A 10,771-nucleotide genomic window follows, 5' to 3' on the forward strand; every position below is an offset into this window, starting at 1 on the left:
GTTCAGAAACGCCCGCAGGCGTTTCTGAACCCCAAAATTATAGCAGTTTGCGTTTTTAATGCACAAGCAACATCCGCAAACTGCATATCGCAAATATGCCGTTTTAATGGGCACTATTTTTGAAAATTGCGATAAAAATAATATTTCCTTAGCTTATGCGCAAAGCAAACGCGGCGCGCATTTCAAATCGTTTTCTTCACGGGGAATCAGGCAAACACCGCCACGACCACCTGCATCGCCACGCCCACAAAAGCACCGGCGGCCCATGTCAGGCCGGTGATAAAGAGGTTCTGCTTCCACGAGGGGTTGGCGCGCCACAGCACCGCCAGACCCACACCGGCACCGGTGCACAGACCCGCCACAAGGCTGGAAAAGCGCAGCGCACCTTCCACATACAGCTGGGTCAGCAGCACGCTGGCGGCGCAGTTGGGGATCAAGCCCACCAGAGCCGCCACCACCGGCTGGAAGAAGCCCATGCCGCCCAGCACCTCGGCAAACACATCCTCGCCTACGCCCTCTACGATCATGCCGAACACCAGACTGAACACGAAGATGAACACAAAGATCTCCAGCGTGTGGCGCAGCGCTGCCTGCCAGATGGGCTTTTCGTTGCCCTCGGCATCGCTGTGTTCCTCGTGGCAGTCCACCTCGTCCGCATGGCCGGTGTAGCCGCCCCGCAGACCCTTGGGCAGCACGCCCCGCAGCACAAAGTCCAGCACAAAGCCCACCACGATGGCGTACACCACCTTGATGACCATCAGGACAGCCAGCTTATCCCAGTAGGCGGGCATGGACACCAGCAGCGGGATGGCTTCGTCACTGGTGGCAAGGTACACTGCCATCAGCGTGCCCAGCGTGATGACCCGGGAGGCGTAGAAGTTGGACGCAATGGCGGAGAAGCCGCATTGCGGCACACAGCCCAGTACCGCGCCCGGCACAGCACCCCAGCGCCCGCCGCCTGCCAGCAGCGTTTCGATGCGCTCACCGTGGCGGTGCTCGATATACTCGATCAGCAGGTAGGCCAGAAACAGAAAGGGCAGCATCTTGGCGGTATCCACCAGAGTTTCGCCCAGAACATCCAGAAACAGTTCCATAAATAATCGCTCCAAAGACCCGCAGGGGGTCGTCTCTCAACAATTTGCAATCAGTTTGCATTTTCGTGCAGGGTAGATTATACACGATATCCTTCCCAATTGCAATACCAAATTGCAAATTGGTTGCAATTTTATGTTATGGAACGTTGCAGCGCGTAAAAATACGATTTTGAATAAGTCTCCGCGTCTTACGGGTTGCGGCAACCAGCATTTGCAGCGTTGCTGCCGGGACAGCTTTCTGCCTACCTTTAGCGTGCAAAAACGCTCCGCTGGGCCAAAGGCAGGGAGGGGTGTTCCGACTCCCCCCTCCCTACCTCTGGACTCCACCCACCCCGCAACGGGCCAAGGGCTGCTCGCCCTTGACAATCCTAAAGCAGAGGTCGAAGCACAAAAAAGCTAGCGCTGCGCCAGTCGGCGCTATCGCTTTAACGCTTTTTTCGCTTCTCCATCCATAGCCCCTCAGTCGCTGCGCGACAGCTCCCCCAGGGGAGCAAGCACACCCGCAGCGCCGCGCTTTCGTAGAAAGCGGCGCTGCAAATGCCGTTTTTCTCCACGACTCCACCCGTGAAAATGGAATACCGGAGCGTCCGCAGACGCTCCGGTATTCCAAAATTATAAATATTTTTTCCTTGATTTATGCGCAGAGCAACGCGGAGCGCATTCCAAATCGTCCCACGCAGCAAGGAAGCTGCGGTCGGTTTTACCCCTTCAGCGGTACAAAGCCCACAAGGTCTTTGACGACCTCGCCGCCGATGATCAGACCGGCCACCGAGGGCACAAAGGCGTTGGAGCCCGGCACGGTGCGCCGTGCAGTGCACTTGCGCTGGGTGCCCGGGGGGCAGATGCAGTGGTTCTTGCAGCTGATGGAGTCGTCCTCAATGGGGGTCATGGCAGGCTCCTTGGAGTAGACCACCTTCAGGTGCTTGATCTTGCGCTTGCGGCACTCGGTACGCATCACCTTGGCCAGCGGGCAGACAGAGGTCTTGTAGATGTCGGTCACCTCAAAGCGGGTGGGGTCCATCTTGTTGCCTGCGCCCATGGAGCAGATGATGGGGGTGCCCGCTTCCTTGCACTTCATCACCAGTGCCAGCTTGCCGGTAACGGTGTCGATGGCATCCACTACATAGTCGTACTGGGTAAAATCGAAATCGTCCTGCGTCTCCGGGCCAAAGAAGCACCGGTGGGTGGTCACCTTGATGTTGGGGTCGATGTCGTGGATGCGCTGTTCCGCTACATCCACCTTATACTGTCCCACCGTGCTGCGGGTGGCGATGATCTGACGGTTGAGGTTGGTCAGGCAGACCTTATCGTCATCGATCAGATCCAGTGCGCCCACGCCGCTGCGTGCCAGCGCCTCCACCGTGTAGCCGCCCACGCCGCCGATGCCAAACACTGCCACCCGGGCGCGGTGCAGCTTTTCCATAGCCTCTGCACCCAGCAGCAGCTGGGTGCGGGAATACTGATCCTGCATTTTGTTCTCCTTACTTTTCTACGCGGGTAATGGTGCCGCCGCCCAGCACCACATCGCCCTGATACAGCACGGCAGCCTGCCCCGGGGTGGGGGCACGCTGGGGCTGGTCAAATTCCAGTCGGAAACCGTTTTCTGCGGGGTAAACGGTGGCCTGCTGCTCGGCCTGATGATACCGGGTGCGGGCGGTGACCCGCAGCGGCTCGGTCAGCGCCGGGATAGCGATCCAGTTCACATCCTCTGCGTAGACGATGCGGTCAAACAGTTCGCTTTCCGGCCCGACGGTAACGGTATTGGCCTGCATATCCTTGCCGCAGACGTACACCGGTGCGCCCAGCGCAAGACCAAGCCCCTTGCGCTGTCCCAGCGTGTAGCGCACCGCGCCGCTGTGGGTGCCCACCACCTTGCCGCTCTGATCCAGAAAATCCCCGGCGGGGTAGTGCTTGCTGGTGAACTGCTCCATAAAGCGGGCATAGTCGCCGTCCGGCACAAAGCAGATATCCTGACTGTCGTGCTTCTGGGCGTTGATAAAGCTGTGCTCCTGCGCGATCTTTCGCACCTCGGTCTTGTGCAGCGCACCCAGCGGCAGACGGATATGCGCCAGCTGCTCCTGCGTGAGATTATACAGCACATAGCTTTGATCCTTGCCCTCGTCCAAGCCCTTTTTCAGCAGCCAGCGGCCGGTGGCTGCGTCCTGTTCCACCCGGGCATAGTGGCCGGTGACCACATACTCCATGCCGTGTTCCTCTGCCCAGTCCAGCAGGTGGCGGAACTTCATATATTTATTGCAGTCGATGCAGGGGTTGGGGGTACCGCCCGTCTCGTAGACGCGGATGAATTTTTCAATGATCTGCGCCCGGAAGTCGGCGGTAAAATCCAGCACCTGATATGGCATATCCAGCGCAAAAGCCACCTCGGCGGCATCCTCGATATCTTTCTCCGAGCAGCAGGTCTGGTAACCGGACTGTCCCAGCGTTTCGTTGTGGGTGAGCCGCATGGTGATGCCGGTGCAGTCGTAGCCTGCCTGCTGCATCAGACAGGCCGCCACCGAGCTATCCACGCCGCCGCTCATGGCAATGAGGGCACGGGGACGGTTTGCAGGGTTCTGAGTGATCATAGGTTCTCCTTTTATGGGTTCAACACACTAAAGCAGTAGTATAATACTACCGCAGCATAAACCGCTTGTCAAGACGCAGAAATTTTCTGCGCCGCAGCCAGCAGCGCCGGTTTTTCGTTGGGGTATTCTGCGCGTATCACGCCGTCCAGCAGTGCTTCCAGCACCCGGCGCAGCGCAGGCCCTGCCGGAATGCCCGCCGCCATCAGGTCGCGGCCGTTCACCGCCAGCTGGCTCACCCGGCAGCATACGCCGTCGGCTTCCAGCTGCCGCGCCCGCTGCGCTGCAAGGGCGCAATCCGGGGCATTCTGCGGGTGCAGCGCCGCGCACAGCGCACACAGCCGCTCCACAGTGCACAGCCCATATCGGCCTAAAAGCCGCCGGATGTGGATATCACCGGGGTGTGCAGAAGCTTTCTCCTCGGACACGAATCGGGCCATTCCATCGCCCGCCCTACTGCCTGCGGCAGCAGGGTCCCACCCCAGCGGACGGTCCTCGGAGAAACTTCTGCACACGCCCTTCCCTGCCGTTTCCCGCACTAATACCGCGGTCTCCTCGATGCAGGCGTTGGAGCAGCGCAGCCGTTTGAGCACCCGGCGGGTGTCGGTCTCGCCCAGAGCGCCCAGCAGCGCGGCCCAGCGCACCGGCAGATTTTCCTCTCCCGCCGGGCAGGCATCCACCACCGGCTTTGCGGCATCAAGTGCCGCCGGGGTCAGCTCCGGCAGTACCACCGCCAGCACTGCGGGTTCCAGATACGCCCCCGGCTGCGGGGCTGCCAGCAGCTTTGCCAGCTCCTCCTGAATGCGCTCGGCAGAGATGCAGTCCAAATGGGGTGCCAGCTGCCGCGCCGCCCGGGCGGTGGCTGCGTCCAGCGCAAAGCCAAACCTTGCGGCAAAGCGGTACAGCCGCAGAATACGCAGCGCATCCTCGGTGAACCGCTGCTGCGGCTCGCCTACCGCCCGCAGCAGACCGTTCTGCAGATCTTTTTGCCCGCCAAAGGGGTCTACCAGACCCTCGGCTTCATTATAAGCCATGGCGTTGATGGTAAAATCCCGCCGGGCAAGATCCTCCCGCACGTCCGGTACGAACTGCACTGCGTCCGGGTGACGTCCATCGGTATAGCTGCCCTCGGTGCGGAAGGTAGTGGTCTCGTACAGCTGCCCGCCGTATTTGATGGTGGCCGTGCCGTGCTGCAACCCGGTGGGGATGCACTGCTCTGCCCCGAACAGCTCCATCACCTGCTGCGGCAGGGCGCTGGTGCACAGGTCCCAGTCGTGGGCGGTGCGCCCCAAAAGACTGTCCCGCACGCAGCCGCCTACGGCATAGGCTGCGTAGCCCGCCGCGTGCAGGGTGTCCAGCAGGGCAGCTGCCCCGGGGTCAAGTGTCAGCTTCATTCCTCGTTCTCCTCGTAATGCAGGGTGATGCGCTTGCCGTCAAAGCCGCATTCTGCCGCAGGGAATACGCTTTGCGCCTGTGCAAGCTGCTGTTCCGGGTCAGTGATCATGGGGGAATAGTGCACCAGCCACAGCCGCTTTGCCCCGGCCTTTGCAGCCAGCGCCGCGCTCTGGCCAAAGGTGCTGTGCCCCCACTGCGCGGCCTGCTCCTGCTGCTCCGGCAAAGCGTAGGTGGCATCGCAAAGCAGCAGGTCTGCACCATGCGCCGCCTGCTCCAGCGCCGGGCAGGGCGCACTGTCGCCGGAAAAGACGAACCGCAGCCCCTTGCGGGGTGCGCCCAGCACCTCGGCGGGCTGCACCATGCGCTCTGCCAGCGGCACAGCCTGTCCCCGCTGCAAAAGCCGCCACTGGGTCACCGGTACGCCCAGCGCCCGCGCCTTTTTCGGGTCGAACCTGCCCGCCCGGGGCAGTTCCAGCCGGTAGCCCAGACTGCGCACCCGGTGCTTTGTTGCCACCGGCAGCAGCGCTGCCCCGGCGGGCCATCCATCCGAAAGCGTTTCCAGCGCCACCGGCTGCCCGGCGCGGCAGACAAGCGGCTTTACCGCATAGGGCAGTGGCCCGGTCAGAGCATACACCGCCCGCCAGACCTCCAAAAGCCCCTCCGGCCCCAGCAGCACCAGCGGGCGGGTGCGTCCCTGCGCCCCAAGGGTCTGCAAAAGCCCGGGCAGGCCAAAGATATGATCCCCGTGGTAGTGGGTCAGGCAGATGGCGTCCGCGCGCATCAGGTTCACCCCGGCGCGGCGGGCGGCGGTCTGGGTGCCCTCGCCGCAGTCCAGCAGCAGGCTGTGCCCGCCGCACTCTGCCACAGCGGCGGTCAGGGCGCGCTCCGGCAGCGGCATGGTGGCAGCCGTGCCCAGCAGTGTAATGGTCAGCATAAGCAGTTCCTCCGTGGTTCTTCCCTGTTATCTTACCACAAACCCCGCCGGTGCACAATTCTTTCTGCTGCGGCATAAGCTGGGCAGAGCCTTGAAAAAGGAGGGCACAGCCTATGCAGCGCGACCGCAGAAAACGACATCCCCCCGCCCGGCACCCGGTGCTTTTGCGCCGGGTGCTGCTGGTGCTGTGCATTCTGGCGGTGCTGTGGCTGGGGTACAGCTGCATGATGCCGCAGCTGCTTTTTTCTGCCCGGGGCACCATGATCTTTGTGCCGGACCCGCCGCTCCGGCGGTAAACGGAAAACACATTCCTTCAGCACCGCGCCATCCCCCGCCGCACAAGTCCATACTTGAAGAAAAACGCAAAATAGTGTATTATATAGTATTATGAGTATAAGGGGCACGCTGTGTGCCCTGACAGGGGGAACCTATATGGCTGATAAAAACTTTCTGACAGATATCATCGATGCCGACCTTGCCGAGGGCAAGGTGCAGCAGATCCACACCCGCTTCCCGCCGGAGCCCAACGGCTATCTGCACATCGGCAGCGCCAAGGCCATCTATATCAACTGGTCCATTGCCAACCAGTACGGCGGCAAATTCAACCTGCGTCTGGACGACACCAACCCCGCCCGCGAAGGCGAGGAGTATGTCAACAGCATCATCGAGGATCTGCACTGGCTGGGTGCCGACCCCAACGGCGGCATCTTCTACGGCAGCGATTACTTTGATAAGTGCTATGAGTACGCCGAGAAGCTGATCACCGAGGGTAAAGCCTATGTGGACGACCTGACCCGCGAGGAAATGCGCGAGTACCGCGGCTCCGATGCCGGCAAGCCCTCCCGCCCGTCCCCGTGGCGCGACCGCAGCCCGGAAGAGAACCTTGATTTGTTCCGCCGGATGCGTGCCGGTGAGTTCAAGGAAGGCGAAAAGACCCTGCGCGCCAAGATCGATCTGGCAAGCCCCAACATGAATATGCGTGACCCGGCCATCTACCGCATCAAGTACGCCGAGCATCACCGTCAGGGCAGCAAGTGGTGCATCTACCCCATGTACGACTTCGCCCACCCCATTCAGGACGCCATCGAGGGTATCACCCACAGTATGTGCAGTCTGGAGTTCGAGAACCATCGCCCGCTGTACAACTGGGTCATTGAGAACATCTTTGGTGCCGAGTTCCCCAAGCAGCGCGAGTTCGCCCGCCTGAACATGACCAACACGGTCATGAGCAAGCGCTACCTGCGCGAGCTGGTGGAGATGGGCATTGTGGACGGCTGGGACGATCCCCGTATGCCCACCCTGTGCGGTCTGCGCCGCCGCGGCTACACCCCCACCTCCATCTTCACTTTCGTGCGGGAGGCCGGTATCTCCAAGTCTGACAACCTGATCGATATGCGTCAGCTGGAAGCCTGCATCCGCAGCGAGCTGGACCTGACCGCGCAGCGCCGCATTGCCGTGCTGGAGCCGGTCAAGCTGGTGGTGGACAACTACCCCGCCGACAAGACCGAGTACTTTGACGTAGCCAACAACCCCAACCGTGAAGCCAACGATACCACCACCCGCAAGGTCGCCTTTACCCGTGAGCTGTGGATCGACGCCGAGGACTTTGCCGAGGTGCCGCCTCCCAAGTTCAAGCGCCTGACCGTGGACGGTGAGGTGCGTCTGATGGGTGCTTATATCGTCAAGTGCACCGGCGTGGACAAGAACGCCGACGGCAGCATTGCTGCCATCCACTGCACCGCCGACCTTGAAACCGGCAACGGTAACCCCGCCGACGGCCGCAAGGTCAAGGGCACCATCCACTGGGTAAGCGCTGCGCACTGCGTGGACGCCGAGGTGCGTCTGTACGACAAGCTGTTCACCGAAGCCAACATGAACGGCATCCCCGAGGGCAGCGATTACAAGGACTACCTGAACCCGGAAAGCGTTACCGTACGCACCGGCTGCAAGCTGGAAGAGAGCCTGAAGGACGCAAAGCCCGGCGAAAAGTTCCAGTTCGTGCGCACCGGCTTCTTTACCCCGGACAGCAAGAACCCCGGCGTGTACAACCGTGTGGTCACCCTGCGTGACAGCTTCAAGCCCGCAAAATAATCACCCGCAAGGAGAAGATACCATACCATGACCGCAAAAATGACCCGTAATATCCTGCTCATGCTGGTGGCCACCGTGCTGATGGGCATTGTGCTGAACCTGTATATCCACAACACCGGCACCGTACCCGCTGCCGACAACGCCGCTCCCCTGACCGACGGCAGCTACACCTCTGCTGCACAGGGCTGCATGGGCGAGGTGACTGTCACAGTCACCGTGACCGGCGGCAAGGTGACCGCCGTGCAGGTGGACGCTTCTGCCGAGACCCCGGAGCTGGGCGGCAAAGCCGCTGAGACACTGGCTGCGCAGCTGACACAGACCGGCTCCACCGCTGGTGCAGACGCTATTACCGGTGCTACCCTGACCAGCGAGGCCATCTTTACCGCCATGGACGCCTGCCTTGCGCAGGCGCAGTGATGCTGTAAACCACAGAAACAAAAACTGCCGCACAGTTGTGCGGCAGTTTTTGTTTTTTACAGTGTGCTTTGCAGCCGTACGCCGCTGGCGTACTGGGTGCGGCGGTCCATCTGGTTATCCAGCGGCTGACCGGCGGCATAGCGCCTGAGGTTGTGCGCAAAGATATCCACGATGTTGTCCAGTGTCTTGGGCAGGCTGAAGCCGCCGGTGACATGGGGCGTGATGATCACGTTGGGCTCTGCCCACAAGGGATGCTCCGGCGGCAGCGGCTCGGGGTCCGTCACGTCCAGCCCTGCACCGGAGAGCTGCCCGCTGTGCACGGCAGCTGCCAGTGCCTCGCCGTCCACGGCAGTGCCCCGTCCCACATTGAGCAGGATGGCACCGGGCTTGCAGAGCGCCATCCGCCCGGCGTTGAACAGATGCCGTGTCTCCGGCGTGTCAGGCAGGCTCAGCGCCACAAGGTCGGCCTGCGGCAGCTCTGCGTCCAGTTCGCTCTGCGCCACCACACGGGTGCAGTAGTCCGGGCAGGGGGTGTCCGGGTGCACGGTGCGGCGCACGCCCACCACCTCGGCTCCCAGCGCATGAGCCCGCCGGGCAAAGTTAGAGCCGATATCGCCCATGCCCACGCACAGCACCCGGCTGCCCGCGATGCTGCCCACAGAGTGGCCGGTGGGCGCCCAGCGGTGCTCCCGCTGGTTATCCCGGTAGGTGGGCAGCTCCTTGAGCAGGCTGAGCCACAGCGCCAGCATACACTCACTGATGGCCAGCCCGTAAGCGCCGGTGGCGTTGGTCACGATGCAGCCCTCCGGCAGCACCCCCGGCTCCAGATAGTTATTAGGGCCGGCTGCGTTGGACTGGAACCACTCCAGATGATCGTTTTGCCGGATCAGCGGCACCGGCAGGTTGCCCAGCACGGCATCGGCCCACAAAGCATCCTCTGCCGTGGCGGTGTCCGGGGTGGTAAAACGGTATTCAAAGCCCTGCACCGTCTCAATGCGGGCTCTCTGCTCTGCACTGATGGGCAGGCAGACAAGGATATGTTTAGACATAATAGGGTCTCCTTCCCTCTTTTTGTCTATCATACCGCAAACTGCGCGGCAGTACAAGGGGCGGTTCTGTACTTTCAGGCGCATCCCGTAAAAGAACAACGCCGGGCAACCCGAAAGCTGCCCGGCATCACATTTTTTCAGTCCAGCGCGCGGATAGCGTTCACCGTGCGCTTGTACTGCTCTGCCACCTTTGCAAACTGCTCCTGTGTACCCTCCAGCTGTCCTGCACGCAGAGTCTCGGTCAGGGTATAGGTGGGCGCGTATAGGTTGGAGAAGCCCAGATTCTGGCAGACGCCCTTGAGGGTATGCGCCCCGCGGAACGCCTCTTTTACATCTCCCCTGCGCAGTGCTTCCTCCAAAATCTGAAAGCTGTCGTCCTGCAAAAACATCCGCACAAATTTGCAGATCATGGCCTCGCTATACAGCCGCCCCAGCACCTCCTGATAGTCCGCACCCATTTTTTTATAGCATTCCTGTATCGTCATAGCTTACGCCGTGCCTTTCTTTTTCAGCTGTCGTTTACTTTCCCACCGCCGCATTTCACGGTGATACAGTGCTATGATAGCACCTTTCCACCTTTCTTGCAACTATAGTGCAACAAATTATGTGATTTATATAATTTTTGCCTTTTCTTTTCGGCAGTTGCACCAAAGCAGCGCCCTGTTCCCGTAAAAACCACCTGTCATCGCATCCTTTCCTGCCTTTGTCGGATGCTGTTTGAATTTACTGAAAAAAAGTAAAAAAGACAGTTGACAAATCCCCCTTCTCATGCTAAAATAAACAAGTCGTCCGGCATACGGATGTGCAACAAATGAATATGGGCGTGTTCCCGAGTGGCCAATGGGGACAGACTGTAAATCTGCTGCTTTCAGCTTCGGTGGTTCGAATCCACCCGCGCCCACCAAAAAACCTCAACGTATGCAAATACGCTGAGGTTTTTGTTTTGTAATAAGGCTAGACTCATAGAGCGGGTGGATTCGAACAGCTGCGGCGCTGTCGCAGAAGACAGCACAAAAACAGCCCAGTGGGCTGTTTTTAGCAGCGCGGCTCGCGCAATCCACCCGCGCCCACCAAGAACTCCAGTATCCGAACCGGGTACTGGAGTTTCTGTTTTATCTGCCGTATAAAAGGAACGCAAGGGTGGATTCGAACAGCAACAGCGACGACCGCTGCCAGCGGCAGAAACAGGGAGGAGCTGTTGGGGCTGCG

The 10,771-nt window shown here is 60.6% G+C and carries 10 protein-coding genes and 1 tRNA gene; 4 read left to right on the plus strand and 7 right to left on the minus strand.

Annotated features, from left to right (window positions below):
- Window positions 1-206: 206 nt before the first annotated feature.
- The 5 genes from WMO20_RS13745 to WMO20_RS13765 form a co-directional block, all read right to left on the minus strand.
- Complete coding sequence (locus WMO20_RS13745; protein WP_349187228.1) at window positions 207-1,094, minus strand: putative manganese transporter; 888 nt, start codon at window positions 1,092-1,094, stop codon at window positions 207-209.
- Between the two features lie 700 nt (window positions 1,095-1,794).
- Window positions 1,795-2,565, minus strand: a complete 771-nt coding sequence (locus WMO20_RS13750) for a tRNA threonylcarbamoyladenosine dehydratase (RefSeq protein ID WP_349187230.1) — start codon at window positions 2,563-2,565, stop codon at window positions 1,795-1,797.
- Between the two features lie 10 nt (window positions 2,566-2,575).
- Window positions 2,576-3,679 carry a tRNA 2-thiouridine(34) synthase MnmA gene (mnmA, locus tag WMO20_RS13755; RefSeq protein WP_349187232.1) on the minus strand — a complete coding sequence of 368 codons (1,104 nt, stop codon included), beginning with the start codon at window positions 3,677-3,679 and terminating at the stop codon, window positions 2,576-2,578.
- Between the two features lie 68 nt (window positions 3,680-3,747).
- Window positions 3,748-5,070, minus strand: a complete 1,323-nt coding sequence (locus WMO20_RS13760; RefSeq protein ID WP_349187234.1) for a CCA tRNA nucleotidyltransferase — start codon at window positions 5,068-5,070, stop codon at window positions 3,748-3,750.
- A complete protein-coding gene (locus WMO20_RS13765; RefSeq protein ID WP_349187236.1) occupies window positions 5,067-6,005 on the minus strand; it encodes a ribonuclease Z in 939 nt (312 codons plus the stop codon). Before WMO20_RS13765 ends, WMO20_RS13760 begins: the two co-directional genes overlap by 4 nt.
- 113 nt (window positions 6,006-6,118) lie before the next feature.
- Between WMO20_RS13765 and WMO20_RS13770 the strand changes: the two genes are divergently transcribed.
- The 3 genes from WMO20_RS13770 (at window position 6,119) to WMO20_RS13780 (ending at window position 8,513) form a co-directional block, all read left to right on the plus strand.
- Window positions 6,119-6,301 (plus strand): hypothetical protein, encoded by a 183-nt coding sequence (locus tag WMO20_RS13770; protein WP_112091742.1) that lies wholly within the window; start codon window positions 6,119-6,121, stop codon window positions 6,299-6,301.
- 136 nt (window positions 6,302-6,437) lie between these two features.
- Complete coding sequence (locus WMO20_RS13775) at window positions 6,438-8,096, plus strand: glutamine--tRNA ligase/YqeY domain fusion protein (protein ID WP_113620809.1); 1,659 nt, start codon at window positions 6,438-6,440, stop codon at window positions 8,094-8,096.
- 27 nt (window positions 8,097-8,123) lie between these two features.
- Complete coding sequence (locus tag WMO20_RS13780) at window positions 8,124-8,513, plus strand: FMN-binding protein (RefSeq protein WP_117526429.1); 390 nt, start codon at window positions 8,124-8,126, stop codon at window positions 8,511-8,513.
- A 56-nt stretch (window positions 8,514-8,569) separates the two neighbouring features.
- Here WMO20_RS13780 and WMO20_RS13785 read toward each other — a convergent pair whose 3' ends face one another.
- Together WMO20_RS13785 and WMO20_RS13790 are read right to left on the minus strand one after the other, a co-directional pair.
- Complete coding sequence (locus WMO20_RS13785) at window positions 8,570-9,562, minus strand: D-2-hydroxyacid dehydrogenase (protein WP_349187239.1); 993 nt, start codon at window positions 9,560-9,562, stop codon at window positions 8,570-8,572.
- 137 nt (window positions 9,563-9,699) lie between these two features.
- Window positions 9,700-10,047, minus strand: coding sequence for an Hpt domain-containing protein (locus WMO20_RS13790; RefSeq protein WP_349187240.1), 348 nt, complete (start codon window positions 10,045-10,047; stop codon window positions 9,700-9,702).
- Window positions 10,048-10,381: 334 nt separating this feature from the next.
- Between WMO20_RS13790 and WMO20_RS13795 the strand changes: the two genes are divergently transcribed.
- Window positions 10,382-10,466 (plus strand) — tRNA-Tyr (locus WMO20_RS13795).
- Window positions 10,467-10,771: the final 305 nt, after the last annotated feature.

This window comes from Faecalibacterium intestinale, assembly GCF_040096575.1.
GTDB classification, from domain to species: domain Bacteria; phylum Bacillota; class Clostridia; order Oscillospirales; family Ruminococcaceae; genus Faecalibacterium; species Faecalibacterium intestinale.